Consider the following 12,716-nt stretch of genomic DNA (forward strand, 5'->3'; position numbering starts at 1 on the left):
TCCGCTCTCCACTGCCGACGTGTCCCCTCGGGCACGTCACTGATCTTCCTCGCCCAGTCCTTGCTTGCCATCGCCCATACCTCCAGTGATTCTGAGAGGGTGTTGCGACGACCGATTGAATCCACCCCGCCCGCCAGTACATCAATGATCGGGTCAATTCCCGCTTGAAGACCGCGCTGGGAGACCAGGCCCTCCCCGTCGTGACCGTCTCTGCTGAACCTCAATCCGCGGACAGCCAGGTGGTCCCGCCAGAGGATGAGGGATTGGATGAGGCGCAGCTCAAGCCCAGCGTGGTGACGACGGAAGAGGAGATCGAGGGATTCAGGATCATCAAGGCGATCCTCGCTGGCATGGTCCCGATGAATCGCGTCTACATGCGCGACGCGGTCTCCTACTGCAGCATCATCCTGGACGACAACAACCGCAAACCGATCGCCCGGCTGCATTTCGATGGAAGGGCGAAGTTCTTGACCCTGTTCGACGCCGAAAAGAATCGGATGCGGGTTGACATCGAGGACGTCGAGGACATCTACGACTCCGCCGAAGTGCTGCGCGACGTGGTCACCGCTTACCTCGGCGGCTGATGAATGCACTCGCTCGAGGGCCACGCTGGCGGCCTTCACAGCCACCGACGCGCCGCCTCCCCGGCAGGGGAGGCGGCGCGTCGTGTATCGGGGGATGTGGATCGCCCCAGGTCAGCGGCCCGGCGGTGCTGCTCGGCCACGTCAACGCCACGGACGGCTCCGCGGGCGTCTTCGCCCACCTTACCGACCTCGCTCCGGGGGACGTGATCGAGGTGGAGCGCGAGGACGGCGCCGTGGCCGTGTTCGCGGTGGACCGCGGCGTCACGTACGGCAAGGACGAGTTCCCCACGGACGAGGTCTACGGGGACACCGACGTCCCCGAGCTGCGCCTGATCACGTGCGACGGCTACAACGCCTTCACGCGCGAGTTCGAGGAGAACCACATCGTCTACGCGACCCTCGTGGACGTCTACTGACCGGCTGCGGCACCGGGCACCGCCCGCTCAGGCGTCCGCGTCCGTCCGCAGCTCGCCGCGCAGGTCCCCGCTCACCTCGGACCACGTTGCCCCGGCGGCCACGAGCTCCCGGCCGCGCGCCGCGTCATCGTCCGCGTTGTAGGTGAGCACGCCGACCAGGCGGTCTTCCTCGTCCGCGTACCAGACCGTGAAGGACCCGGGGCGCTCGACGACGCGGACCGTGGTGTGGCCGTCACCCCAGGCGCTGTGCTTGAGGAGGTGCTCGCCGATGGTGCTCCAGAACCCGGGCACCTGGTCCCAGCTCCGCAGCGCGCCCTCGTCGGCGTCGGCCTCGTGCGCGAGCGCCGAGCTCTGCCCGGCCGCGGCGTCCGGGACGGACACCGTCGTGACCGCGGCGTTCGCGCCGGCCACCTCGCCCATCGTCAGGGCGTCGCCCCAGTGCTCGACGACGATCGGCCGGCCGGCCACCGCATGCCGGGCCCGGGAGACGTCCCCGGCCACCCACACGCCCGGAGCCGCGGCCAGGTGCTCGTCCGCCACGATCCGTCCCTCGTGGACGGTCAGCTCCGTGCCCTCGAGCAGGCCGCCGGGCTCGATGCCCACCGCGGCGAGGATGAGGTCCGGGGCGAGAGTGACGCCGTCGTCCAGGTGGATGGTCCGGGGGGCCTCGATGCCGCTCACCCGCACGCCCGTGCGCAGCGTGACGCCCGCGCCCGTCAGCCACTCGGCGATCCGCTCGCCCGCGGCGCGGCCCAGCCGTCTCTGCTGCGGCACCTCGTCCGGGGTGACCAGGGTGGTCTCCACCCCGCGCAGCGCCAGCGAGGCCGCCGCCTCGCAGCCGATGAACCCGGACCCCACCACGACGGCGGAGCGCGCGTGCCCGGCCGACGTCACCAGGCGGCGGGCGTCGGCGAAGGAGCGCAGCAGGTGCACCTCGGCGTCGGCCTCGACGTCCGGCAGGGGGACCGGACGGGCGCCCAGGGCCAGGATGAGCCGCTCGAAGCGGATCGGCTCCTCGGCGGCCCACAGCGTCCGCGCCCCCAGGTCCGCGCGGGTGACGGTCACGCCCCGGCGCAGCTCGACGGCGTCCGGCAGCTCGTCCAGCACCGTCGGCTCGGGTTCGGCGGTGCCGCGCAGCAGCTCCTTGGACAGCGGCGGACGCTCGTAGGGGTGGTCCACGTCCGAGGTGAGCATGAGGACGGGGCCGGGTCCCCCGGCGTCGACGTAGGCGCGGGCGGCGCTGACGCCGGCGGGGCCGCTGCCCACGATCACGAGCGGGAACGGGGTGGAGCTGTGCTGGGCCATGCGGCCAGCATGCGCACCCGTCACGGGCGGAAGCCAGGGCCGACGGACACCCCGGCTCCGGCATACTGCCCGCATGGACCCCTCCCTGGTGTGGCTGCCGGCCGTCGTCGCGCTGGCCGCGATCACCGTGGGCGGCACGCTCCAGCGGGTGAGCGGAATGGGCGTCGGCATGATCGCCGCACCCACGCTGTCCCTGCTCCTGGGCCCGGTGGCGGGGGTGACGCTGTCCAACGTGGCCGCCTCGGTGTCCGCGGTGCTGCTGTTCGCGATGCTGCACAGGCATGTGGACTGGCCGCGCTTCGTCCGCCTCGCACCGTTGCTCGTGGCCGGCTCGTTCGCGGGGGCGTGGGCCGTGCGGGTCCTGGACGCCCACGCGCTCGAGATCCTCCTGGGGTCCTCCGTGCTGGTGGCCGTGGCCGCCGTCCTGGGCCTGCAGCAGCGCTTCACTGCCCAGGGGAACGGGGCCGTGTTCGCCTCCGGCGCCGTGGCCGGGTTCATGAACACCACCGCGGGCATCGCCGGGCCGGCGCTCGCGGTCTACGCGGTGGCGAGCCGGTGGGACCAGCGCTCGTGGGCGGCCACCCTCCAGCCCGTGTTCCTGCTGGCCAATCTCACCTCGCTGGTCACCAAGTCGCTGTTCGGCGCGGCCGTGCCCGCGGGGCTGCACGTGCCGTGGCCGGTGTGGGTCGCCGTGGTGGCGGGCGGTCCGCTGGGTGTCCTGCTCGGTTCGGTGGTGGCCCGCCGGGTGGACCCCGCGAAGGCGCGCGTCCTCGCGATCTGCCTGGCCGGCGTCGGGGGCACGGTGGCGCTGGTGCGCGGTGTGGCCGGCGCCCTGGGCTGAGGACGGGCCGGCGCGCAGGCGTCAGGGCAGGAGGGAGCGCACGGCCGCGGCCAGCGTGTCCCGCACGTCGTCCACCGTCAGGTCCTCCGGGGCCAGGTGCCGCTCGACCGACAGCGTGTGCACGAGCATCAGGAGCATGGCCGCGGTGTGCGTGACCTGCTCGTCCGGGACGTCGGCCAGCACGCGGTGCTCGCGCAGCAGGCCGGCCAGGAAGTCCCGCCGCCGGACGGTGAGCGTCCGGTAGGCTCTCCCCACGGCGGGCTCGCGCAGGCCCACGGCCTGGAACTCGTGGAGGAGCAGGGGCCAGGAGCCCGTGGTCTCGAGCACGACGTCGGCCAGGGCCTCCGCCACGCGGGCCACCAGGTCCTCGCGCGGCAGGTCGGGGTCGTCCAGGGCGTCGGCGACGCCGTCCATGGCTCGGGTGGTCGCCCGCTCGAACTGGACGGTGCAGGCGGCGGCGAAGAGGTCCGGCTTCCCCGCGAAGCCGGAATAGACGGCGCCCTTCGTGTAGCCGGCCTCCGCCGCGATGCGGGCGAGGGAGGCGCGCGCGTAGCCCTCCCGTCCGAACACCCGCGCCGCGTGATCGAGGATGGCCGCGCGGACATCCGCGCGGCGGGGTCGGGTGGCCATGTTGCCCTCTCGATGCCGATGGTATTGAATACCGATGGTATTGAATCCGCCTCGACTCGGCAAAGAGGGCCTATGTCTTCCACTCCCACCGACGCCGATCACCATGGCCCCGCCCCCGTCCCGGCGCACCTCGACGACCTCCCGCCCGCCACCCTCGTGGCGCGCGGTCTGACCCTGCGCGGCGGTCGCGGGCCGGTGTTCGGCCCCCTCGACCTCGTGCTGCCCCCGCAGACCCACCTGGCCGTGCTCGGAACCCAGGGCTCGGGCCGCTCGGCCCTGCTGCTCGCCCTCACGGGGCGCCTGCAGGGCGTGCGGGGCGAGCTCGTGCTCACCGGCGGCCCCGTGGACGTCGCCCTGGACGGCCCGGAGCGGCCCACCGCCCGCGCGTACCGGCCCCCGATCGACGCCGCGCGCCACCCGCACGCCCTCCGTGCCCGCACCGCCGTCGCCCACACCACCGACGTGGTGGAGCTCGAGCCGGCGCTGACCGCGGCCGAGGTCGTGGACGAGCGCTGCCTCGCCGACGGCGTGCGCCGCCGCGCCGGCCGCGCGCGCTTCGCCCTCCTCGCGGACGCGGTGAGGCTGAGCGTGGCGCCGGAGGCCGTCGTCGGGGAGCTGCCTGCACCCGAGCGCGCGCTGCTGGCCGCCGTCGTCGCCTGCCTGCGCCCGGCCCGCCTCGTCACCTTCGACGACGTGGACGCCACCCTGACCCTCGATGAGCTGGCCGCGCTCCACGCGGCCCTGGACGTCCTCAAGGACCACGGCCACCCGTTTGCGGTGAGCGCCGTGGCCTCCGCGCCCGTGCCGCGCGACGCCGTCGTCCTCACCCTGCCCCCCGTCCGGGAGAACTGATGCTGTTCCGCTACGAGCTGCGACGCTTCCGCCGTGGCCTGCCCCTGCTCGCCCTGCTGTTCATCTTCCTCGTCCCCGCCATCTACGGCGCCCTCTACCTGTCCGCGAACTGGGACCCCTACGGGGCCATGGACCGTCTGCCGGTGGCGATCGTCAACGAGGACGAACCCGTCCAGCGCGGCGACACCACGCTGCGCACCGGCGCGGACATGACCGAACGCCTCAAGGACGACCGCGCCTTCGACTGGCGCGAGACCACGCGCGAGGAGGCCGAGGAGGGACTGCGGGAGGGCCGGTACTACCTCGTCCTGGAGATCCCCGCCGAGCTCAGTCGTGACCTCGTCAGCCCCGAGGGCGGCGGGACACCGCGGCAGGCGCAGATCACCCTGCGCCGAGACGACGCCAACGGCTTCGTGATCGGCTCCGTCACGAACGCGAGCCAGGCCAAGGTCGAGGCCGCCGTGAACCGGTCCGCGATCGAGGCGTACTTCGAGTCCGTCTTCTCCAGCCTCGGCGAGCTGCGGTCGGGCATGGTGGACGCCGCCGACGGTGCCGCGCAGCTGGCCGACGGCACGGCCTCCGCGGTGGACGGCGCGAGCCGGCTGGAGGACGGGATCGTCCAGGCCCACGACGGCTCGGGCAAGCTGGCCGAGGGCGCGGGCCAGCTCGCCACGGGTGCGGGTGACCTCGCGGACGGCGCCGCCCAGGCCGACGACGGCGCCCAGCGACTCGCCGAGGGCGCCGCGTCCGCGCAGGACGGGGCCGGGCGCCTGGCCGACGGGCTCGACCAGGCGCGCGGGGGCTCCCAGGCCCTCGCCGACGGTGCCGGGCAGCTCGCCGAGAACGCCCCCGCCCTGCGTCAGGGCGCCACGGACCTCTCCGACGGGCTGGCCCAACTGCAGACCGGATCGGCCGAGCTCACCGACGGCGCCACGCAGGTGGCCGACGGCACCCAGCAGCTCTACGACACGGTGATCCCCGGCCTGGACCAGGTGATCGAGCGGCAGGACGCGGTGGCCGCCGACGTCGCCGCGGTGGACGAGGACGTCCAGCGGGTCGCCGAGGTGGCCGGCACGGCCGAGGACGGCGCGGGCGCCCGCATCGCCGACGCGCAAGCCGCCCTGGCCGAGCTCGCCGAAGAGGACCCGACGCTCGCCGAGTCCGAGCAGTACGCCGCGCTCCAGGAGGCGCTCACCGGCGCGGACGAGCGGGTGACCGCCGTCGCCGGCCGCGCCGAGGAGGCCGCCGCGACCTCCGCGGCCGCCAACGAGCGCGTCCAGGGCTTCGTCGAGGACGACGTCGCCGCCTCCGCCAAGGCGGATCTGACGGACCTCAACGACGGCGCCCACGCCGTGGCCGCGGGCGCGGAGAAGCTGCAGGGCGGGATCGGTGAGGCGAAGGACGGGGCCGACTCCCTCGCCGACGGCGCCGGGAAGTTCGCGGACGGCCTCGAGCAGCTGGGCTCCGGCGCGACCGAGCTCGACGGCGGCCTGGCCCAGCTCCAGGACGGCGCCGGGGAGCTGCAGTCCGGCCTCGGCGAGCTGACGGACGGGGCGACCACCCTCGCCGAGGGCAACGCCGCGCTCCACGACGGGGCGCTGACCCTGCAGGACGGTGCGGGGCAGCTGGAGTCCGGCGCGACCGAGCTCGACGGCGGCCTGGCCCAGCTCCAGGACGGCGCCGGGGAGCTGTACACCGGCCTCGGCACCCTCGACGACGGCGCCCACGAGCTCGCCTCCGGGCTCTCCGACGGCGTCGACCGCGTCCCCGCCCTGACCGAGGATCAGCGGGACGAGGCCGCCCTGGTGATGTCCCGGCCGGTGGAGGCCGTGATGCAGGTGGACAACTCCGCGGAGGTCTACGGCCGCGGCATGGCGCCGATGTTCTTCTCCATCGCGCTGTGGGTGTTCGGCATCGCCGCGTTCAACATCATGCGGCCCATCAGCGGGCGGCTGCTGGCCGGGCGCCGCAACCCGGTGGCGATCGCGCTGGCCGCGTGGCTGCCCGTGGGCATCGTGGCCGTGGGCGGCGGTCTGCTCATGCTGGCCGCCACGCTGCCGCTGGGCCTGGCCCCCGTCCACCCGGTGCGGGCCGTGGCCCTGACGGTGCTCGTGGCCGTGGTGTTCTCCCTCATCGCGCACCTGGTGCAGACGGCGCTCGGCACCCCCGGTTCGGCGCTGCTGCTGGTCCTGCTGATCCTGCAGCTGGCCTCCACCGGCGGCACCTACCCGGCCGAGGTGCTGCCCGGCTTCTTCCAGGCGCTGCACCCGTTCATGCCGATGAGCTACTCCATCGAGGCGTTCCGCAACGCGATCTCCGGCGGTCTGGACCAGCGCTTCTGGGTGCCGGTGGTCGTGCTGATGGGGGTCGGGGCGGCGGCGCTCGCCCTGGACGTGCTCGTGGTGCGGCGCCGGCGTCGGTTCCGCATGAAGGACCTGCACCCCGCGCTGCAGGCCTGAGCGGGGATGACTTCCGCACCCCGCGCCGCCGTCGTCCGTCCGGCCCGCCCCGAGGACGCGCCCGCGATCGCCGCGATCGCCGCGGCCACCTTCCCGGACGCCTCCCCGTCCTCGCTGCCGCGTGCCGCGGTGGACGCGCACATCGCGCTGCGCCTGAGCGAGGCGGCCGTGGCCGCGTGGATCGCGGACCCGGAGCGGATCGTGCTCGTGGGCGCCGCGGCTGACGCCCCGGAGACCCTGCTCGGCTACGCCATGTACGAGACCGCCGCGACCCCCGAGGCACCCGTCACGGAGCGGCTCGGCGACGTGCCGGCCGGCCACCTCTCGAAGCTGTACGTGCTCGCCGAGGGGCGCGGCACCGGGCTGGCCGAGGCCCTCGTGCACGACGGCGTCGAGCGGCTGAGGCGGCTGGGGTTCCGGCACGTGTGGCTCGGCACGAACGCGCAGAACACACGGGCCAACCGGTTCTACGAGCGCCTTGGCTTCGCGACGATCGGGGCGCGGCAGTTCGTGGTCGGCGGGGAGCGCGTCGAGGACGACTGGGTGCGGCTGAAGAGCCTGGGCTGAGGCGGGAACGCCGGCGGTGACCACTCTGTGGCGCCCCGACCGTCCGCAGTGCCGGGTGCGGCTGCTGACGGTGGAGTGAGCCCGCCGCCGCTCAGCAGGCCTCCGGGCCGTCGGGGTCGTCGTCGGGATCGATCCACGCCGACGGGTGGTAGTGCACCGCGGCCAGCTCGTCGTCGTCGGCCAGGTGGGTCTGCGCCTCGGGCACGGAGTCCGTGTTCTGCCCGGCCACCGCCTCCCACGCCCCGGCCTCGGTGCGGCGCACCACGAGCAGCAGGACGCCGGTGCGCTCGCCGGCCTCGTCGCCGTCGGGCGCGGTCTGCCCCCGTCATGGTCCACGGCGCGTGCACCACCGCCACGTCCCCGAGCTCGCGCACGCGCACCTGACCGAGCACGAGCCGGGAGGCCGCGAACATCCAGCGGAAGCCGAGCGCGTGGTTCACCCGGATCTGCCGCCGCCGCGTCCACCACACGCCCACCACGTTCACGAAGTCCGCGTCCTCGGCGAACAGGTCGGCGAGCGCGTCGGCGTCGGCGGCGTTCCAGGCGGCCGCGAAGGCCTCGGCCACCGCGGCGGGGCCGGCCGGCCGGGCCGCGACGTCGGCGGTGGGGTCCGCGGGGGACATGACTGCTCCTGGATCGGGGAGGGACGGGTTCAGCGGGCGGGTCCGTAGGCCAGCATCAGCACGACGGCGGCGAACAGCACCGCCATCACGGCCAGGACCGTGAGCACGGCGCGCAGGGCCGCACGCGTGCGCGGGTCGGCCAGGGGCGGTGCATCCGGACGTCGGGTCACGCTCGCCAGTGTGGCATGCGGCACGGCGCGAGGGGCGCGTGTGTCGGCGCGCGTCGAAGGCGCCTCCCAGCCGGGGCTCAGTCGACGCTGAAGCTGCGGATGTGGTTGCTGAACACGAAGCGGTCGAACACGGTCCGCGCCGAGCTCGGGTCGTCCGCGTGACCACTCTGTGCCGTCTACGGCGGATCGAGCCCCGTCGCCGGCCGGCCTCCCATGTCCGGCCGGTTCCCACCTCCGCCCGCCCGGCAGGGGTGGTCGCGGGCCGGGCGGCCTTGGCATGATGGGTGCCCCGGAGAAAGGTGCCCGATGCCCCCGCCCGTGCCGCAGCCGACCCGCCGACAGATGCTCCTGGCCGGATCCGCCCTGCTCGGATCGGGACTGCTGGCCGCCTGCGGGCGGGACGGGGAGGATGCGGCGCCGTCGTCGTCCGAGCCCGCCTCGTCCGCGCCCACCTCCGCCGCCCCCGCCGGCCCGCCCCCCGCCGGCGACCCGGTGGCCTGGCCGGACGTGGCCCGGGTGCCGCACCTGTTCTTCCACTCCCTCGTGGTGGACCCGGCCCGCGCCTTCGACGGCGACGACAAGGCCGGCGGCTACCTGGACTTCATGGTCACGGTGGACGAGTTCGACGCCGTCATCCGGCAGGTCTACGAGCGCGGCTACGTGCTGGTCTCCCCGCACGAGCTGTACGAGGTGGGCGAGGACGACGTCGTCCGCCCGAAGACCCTCATGGTCCCCGAGGGCCGCACCCCGCTGATCCTCTCCCTGGACGACTGCTCGTACTACCTCTACATGGACGGCGACGGCTTCGCGGACCGCCTGATCGTGGCCGAGGACGGCCGCGTCCGCAACGAGTACACGGACGCCGAGGGCACCACGCACATCGGGGCGTTCGACGTCGTCCCGCGCCTGGACGACTTCCTCGCCGAGCACCAGGACTTCAGCCTCAACGGCGCCCGCGGCGTGCTCGCCATGACCGGCTACGACGGCGTGTTCGGCTACCGCACCTCGGCCCGCGAGTTCGGGGACAGCCCCACGTTCGACGCCGACGTCGCGGCCGCCACCGAGGTCGCCGAGGCGCTCAAGGACAGCGGATGGGAGTTCGCCTCCCACACGTGGGGCCACCGGACGGTGCCGAAGGTGACCATGGAGGAACTCGAGTTCGACATGGGGCACTGGCACCAGGAGGTCGAACCGATCCTCGGCCCCACGGACATGCTCATCTACCCGTTCGGCGCGGACGTGACCGGGCCCGGCAAGTACACCGCGGACAACGAGCGGTACCGCTACTTCCGCGAGCTCGGCTACCGCTCCTTCTTCCTCGTGGACGGCACCTCCAAGGCGTGGGGCCAGCTCGAGCCCGGCTACTACCGCGGCTCGCGCATCAACGTGGACGGCATCAGCCTCGCCGCGGCCGTCTCGGGCGAGCGGCCCGTGCTGGAGGAGTTCTTCGACCCCCGGTCCGTCCTGGACCCGGCCCGCCCCGAGTCCATCCGCGGCCCGAAGAAGCCGAGCCCGGCGCCGTCGTCGCCCGCCGCGGCCCCGAGAACCCCGCGACCCTGAGGAGAGCACCATGTCCATCCCCGCCACCGAGGTCGAGGCCCGCTGGAACGCGGCCGCCGAGCCGTTCACCGCCGTCGTCCATGAGGTGCGCGACTGGGACGCGGCCACCCCGTGCGAGGGCTGGAACGCGCTGGACCTGCTGGACCACGTGATCGCCGGCCAGCGCGACTTCGCCGCCCGCCAGGGCCGGGAGGTGCCCCTCTTCGACGGCTCCCGCCAGCAGCTGGCCGCCCAGTGGGCCAAGCACGCCGCCGCCATGTCCGCCCTCGCCGGTGACGAGGAGTTCATCATGCGGCCGATGGACACCGCGCTGGGGGAGATGACCGTGGGCGAGGCGTTGATCCGCTTCCACGCGTTCGACGTGATCGTGCACCGTTGGGACCTGGCCCGCTCGCAGGGCGTGGACGCGCGGTTCACGGACGCGGAGATCGACTGCGTGGAGGAGTCGCTGGAACTGTTCGGCGACGCCGCCTACACGCCCGGCATCCTGGGCGAGCCCGTCCCCGTGGCCGACGACGCCGACCCGCAGACCCGCCTGCTCGGTCGCCTGGGCCGTCGGGGCTGAGCCGGGCCCGGGTCGCCGGCCGGCCAGTCCCGCACGTCAGCCCGCGGGCAGGAGCTGCGCGACCAGCGCCTCGATGCGGGCCCGGATCTCGTCCCGGATGGCGCGCACCGTGGCCACGTCGCGGCCGGCGGGATCCGCCACCGCCCAGTCCTCGTAGCGTGTGCCCGGGAACACGGGGCACGCGTCCCCGCATCCCATCGTGATCACCACGTCCGCGCCCCGCACCGCGTCCGGGGTGAGCACCTTCGGGGTGTTCGCCGCGAGGTCGACCCCCACCTCGGCCATCACCGCGACGGCCGCCGGGTTCAGCTCGTCCTTCGGTGCTGACCCCGCGGAGCGGACGTCGATGCGTCCGCTCGCGAGATGCTCGAGCCAGCCGGCGGCCATCTGGGAGCGGCCGGCGTTGTGCACGCAGACGAAGAGGACGGTGGGGCGGGGTGCGGTCATCGGGGGCTCCTGACGGGGGCGGGCGACGTCGTCGCCGGGGTGGGGACCGTGGGGTCCTGCGGGAAGAGGCGGGGGCCGAGCCACCGGGCCACGGACACGAGCCCGACGAGCACCGGCACCTCGATGAGCGGGCCGACGACGCCGGCCAGCGCCTGCCCGGACTGCACCCCGAACGTCGCGATCGCCACGGCGATGGCCAGCTCGAAGTTGTTGCCCGAGGCCGTGAACGCCACGGTGGCCGACCGGGCGTAGTCGAGCCCGACGGCGCGTGAGGCGAACAGCCCCACCAGGAACATGACCGTGAAGTACGCCAGCAGCGGCAGCGCGATCCGGGCCACGTCCCACGGGTGCGAGGTGATCGCGTCCCCCTGCAGCGCGAACAGCAGGACCACCGTGAACAGCAGCCCGTACAGCGCCCACGGGCCGAGGCGCGGCAGGAACCGCTCCTCATACCAGGCGCGGCCGCGCGCCCGCTCGCCGAGCACGCGGGTCAGCGCCCCGGCCACGAGCGGCACGCCCAGGAAGACGAGCACGGAGGCGACGATCGCGGTGGCTGAGAACTCGGCCGACGTCGTCGGGAGCCCCAGCCAGCCCGGCAGCACCTGCAGGTAGAACCAGCCCAGCGCACCGAAGGCGAGCACCTGGAACACCGAGTTCACGGCCACGAGCACGGCGGCGGCCTCGCGGTCGCCGCACGCCAGGTCGTTCCAGATCAGCACCATGGCGATGCAGCGCGCCAGGCCCACGATGACCAGCCCGGTCCGGTACTCCGGCAGGTCCGGCAGGAGCAGCCATGCGAGCGCGAACATCAGGGCCGGGCCCACGAGCCAGTTCAGGACGAGCGAGAGCCCCAGGAGCCGGCGGTCGGCGGCGATGCGGCGGGTCTCGTCGTACCGGACCTTCGCCAGCACGGGATACATCATCACGAGCAGGCCGAGCGCAATCGGGAGGGAGACGCCCCCGACCTGGAGGGCGTGGAGGGCGGTGTCGAGGCCGGGGACGAGGCGTCCCAGGGCCAGGCCGGCGGCCATGGCCAGGAGGATCCACGCCGGCAGCCACCGGTCCAGGACGGACAGGGCGCCCATGACGGGGCGAGCGGGGGTCGGCGGCGGCGCGACGGCGGGCGTGGTGGACATGCGGGCCTCGTTCGGGTGGGCGGTGGGCGGCGGGACGGCGGCGCCGCCACGAGGTCGGATCGACGTGCGTCGATGTGAACGTTAGACCAACGCATTGATGGGCGTCAATGCGTGCGACTAGGGCATGTCTGACAATCGTTTGGACCATGCGATCACAGCATTCAGCACCACAGCGGACCGGTAGACGATCGCGTACTTGTCATACCGGGTCGCCAGGCCCCGCCACTGCTTCAGGTGCGCGTACTGGCGCTCGATGACATTGCGGCCCTTGTAGGCGGCCGCGTCGAGGCCGACGGGGCGCCCGCCGCGGGTACCGCGCCGTCTGCGGTGGCCCTGCTGGTCGGCCGGTTCGGGGATGACCGCTTTGATCCCACGGGCACGTAGGTGGGTGCGGATCGCCCGGGAGGAGTACGCCTTATCGCCCAGCACCGCCGCGGGGCGGGTCCGGGGCCGCCCTACTGGCCGGGTCACGCGCAGCTGCTCCAGAAGAGGAAGCAGCATCGGGGAGTCCCCTGCCTGGCCGGGGGTGATCAGGCTGACCAGCGGCAGCCCGGTCCCATC

At 73.9% G+C, this 12,716-nt stretch carries 15 protein-coding genes and 1 pseudogene; 8 read left to right on the plus strand and 8 right to left on the minus strand.

Annotated features, from left to right (window positions below):
• The first annotated feature begins 164 nt into the window (after positions 1 to 164).
• Both MA879_RS11615 and MA879_RS11620 read left to right on the plus strand, forming a co-directional pair.
• On the plus strand, positions 165 to 584 hold the full coding sequence (locus MA879_RS11615) for a hypothetical protein (RefSeq protein WP_248126633.1): 420 nt from the start codon (positions 165 to 167) through the stop codon (positions 582 to 584).
• Positions 584 to 1,000, plus strand: a complete 417-nt coding sequence (locus MA879_RS11620) for a sortase domain-containing protein (RefSeq protein WP_282447877.1) — start codon at positions 584 to 586, stop codon at positions 998 to 1,000. The genes MA879_RS11615 and MA879_RS11620 overlap by 1 nt, the downstream gene beginning before the upstream one ends.
• A gap of 27 nt (positions 1,001 to 1,027) precedes the next feature.
• Here MA879_RS11620 and MA879_RS12475 read toward each other — a convergent pair whose 3' ends face one another.
• Positions 1,028 to 2,305 (minus strand): NAD(P)/FAD-dependent oxidoreductase, encoded by a 1,278-nt coding sequence (locus tag MA879_RS12475; RefSeq protein ID WP_282447878.1) that lies wholly within the window; start codon positions 2,303 to 2,305, stop codon positions 1,028 to 1,030.
• 73 nt (positions 2,306 to 2,378) lie between these two features.
• Between MA879_RS12475 and MA879_RS11630 the strand changes: the two genes are divergently transcribed.
• Entirely contained in the window at positions 2,379 to 3,146 is a 768-nt protein-coding gene (locus MA879_RS11630; protein WP_248126637.1) for a sulfite exporter TauE/SafE family protein, read from the plus strand.
• A gap of 21 nt (positions 3,147 to 3,167) precedes the next feature.
• On the opposite strand, the gene MA879_RS11635 is transcribed toward MA879_RS11630, so the two are convergent.
• Positions 3,168 to 3,776 carry a TetR/AcrR family transcriptional regulator gene (locus MA879_RS11635; protein WP_248126641.1) on the minus strand — a complete coding sequence of 203 codons (609 nt, stop codon included), beginning with the start codon at positions 3,774 to 3,776 and terminating at the stop codon, positions 3,168 to 3,170.
• Positions 3,777 to 3,848: 72 nt separating this feature from the next.
• On the opposite strand from MA879_RS11635, the gene MA879_RS11640 reads away from it, so the two are divergent.
• From MA879_RS11640 to MA879_RS11650, 3 genes are read left to right on the plus strand one after another with little or no spacing between them, the layout of a single operon-like run.
• On the plus strand, positions 3,849 to 4,628 hold the full coding sequence (locus MA879_RS11640; RefSeq protein WP_248126644.1) for an ATP-binding cassette domain-containing protein: 780 nt from the start codon (positions 3,849 to 3,851) through the stop codon (positions 4,626 to 4,628).
• Positions 4,628 to 7,087: a YhgE/Pip family protein gene (locus MA879_RS11645; RefSeq protein WP_248126646.1), complete on the plus strand. Its 2,460-nt coding sequence runs from the start codon at positions 4,628 to 4,630 to the stop codon at positions 7,085 to 7,087. Before MA879_RS11640 ends, MA879_RS11645 begins: the two co-directional genes overlap by 1 nt.
• A 6-nt stretch (positions 7,088 to 7,093) precedes the next feature.
• Positions 7,094 to 7,654 (plus strand): GNAT family N-acetyltransferase, encoded by a 561-nt coding sequence (locus MA879_RS11650; RefSeq protein WP_248126649.1) that lies wholly within the window; start codon positions 7,094 to 7,096, stop codon positions 7,652 to 7,654.
• A 91-nt stretch (positions 7,655 to 7,745) separates the two neighbouring features.
• Here MA879_RS11650 and MA879_RS12560 read toward each other — a convergent pair whose 3' ends face one another.
• The 3 genes and pseudogenes from MA879_RS12560 to MA879_RS11665 all read right to left on the minus strand — a co-directional run bounded on the left by MA879_RS12560 (position 7,746) and on the right by MA879_RS11665 (position 8,447).
• Complete coding sequence (locus MA879_RS12560; RefSeq protein ID WP_248126670.1) at positions 7,746 to 7,919, minus strand: hypothetical protein; 174 nt, start codon at positions 7,917 to 7,919, stop codon at positions 7,746 to 7,748.
• Positions 7,920 to 7,998: 79 nt separating this feature from the next.
• Positions 7,999 to 8,277, minus strand: a pseudogene (locus MA879_RS12565) (SgcJ/EcaC family oxidoreductase); the annotation flags it as partial.
• A 29-nt stretch (positions 8,278 to 8,306) separates the two neighbouring features.
• Positions 8,307 to 8,447, minus strand: a complete 141-nt coding sequence (locus MA879_RS11665; RefSeq protein WP_248126652.1) for a hypothetical protein — start codon at positions 8,445 to 8,447, stop codon at positions 8,307 to 8,309.
• Between the two features lie 306 nt (positions 8,448 to 8,753).
• On the opposite strand from MA879_RS11665, the gene MA879_RS11670 reads away from it, so the two are divergent.
• Together MA879_RS11670 and MA879_RS11675 are read left to right on the plus strand one after the other, a co-directional pair.
• Positions 8,754 to 10,007 carry a polysaccharide deacetylase family protein gene (locus MA879_RS11670; RefSeq protein WP_248126655.1) on the plus strand — a complete coding sequence of 418 codons (1,254 nt, stop codon included), beginning with the start codon at positions 8,754 to 8,756 and terminating at the stop codon, positions 10,005 to 10,007.
• A 10-nt stretch (positions 10,008 to 10,017) separates the two neighbouring features.
• Positions 10,018 to 10,572, plus strand: a complete 555-nt coding sequence (locus MA879_RS11675; protein WP_248126658.1) for a TIGR03086 family metal-binding protein — start codon at positions 10,018 to 10,020, stop codon at positions 10,570 to 10,572.
• A gap of 36 nt (positions 10,573 to 10,608) precedes the next feature.
• On the opposite strand, the gene MA879_RS11680 is transcribed toward MA879_RS11675, so the two are convergent.
• The 3 genes from MA879_RS11680 to MA879_RS11690 form a co-directional block, all read right to left on the minus strand.
• Positions 10,609 to 11,019, minus strand: coding sequence for an arsenate reductase ArsC (locus MA879_RS11680; protein WP_248126661.1), 411 nt, complete (start codon positions 11,017 to 11,019; stop codon positions 10,609 to 10,611).
• Positions 11,016 to 12,155 carry an ACR3 family arsenite efflux transporter gene (arsB, locus tag MA879_RS11685; RefSeq protein WP_282447880.1) on the minus strand — a complete coding sequence of 380 codons (1,140 nt, stop codon included), beginning with the start codon at positions 12,153 to 12,155 and terminating at the stop codon, positions 11,016 to 11,018. Before arsB ends, MA879_RS11680 begins: the two co-directional genes overlap by 4 nt.
• 117 nt (positions 12,156 to 12,272) lie before the next feature.
• Positions 12,273 to 12,716 (minus strand): transposase (locus MA879_RS11690; RefSeq protein ID WP_248126664.1); only part of this gene is annotated, 444 nt, incomplete at its 5' end.

Origin of the sequence: Micrococcus lacusdianchii (assembly GCF_023155805.1) — a bacterium.
In the GTDB taxonomy this organism is placed as follows: Bacteria; Actinomycetota; Actinomycetes; order Actinomycetales; family Micrococcaceae; genus Micrococcus; species Micrococcus lacusdianchii.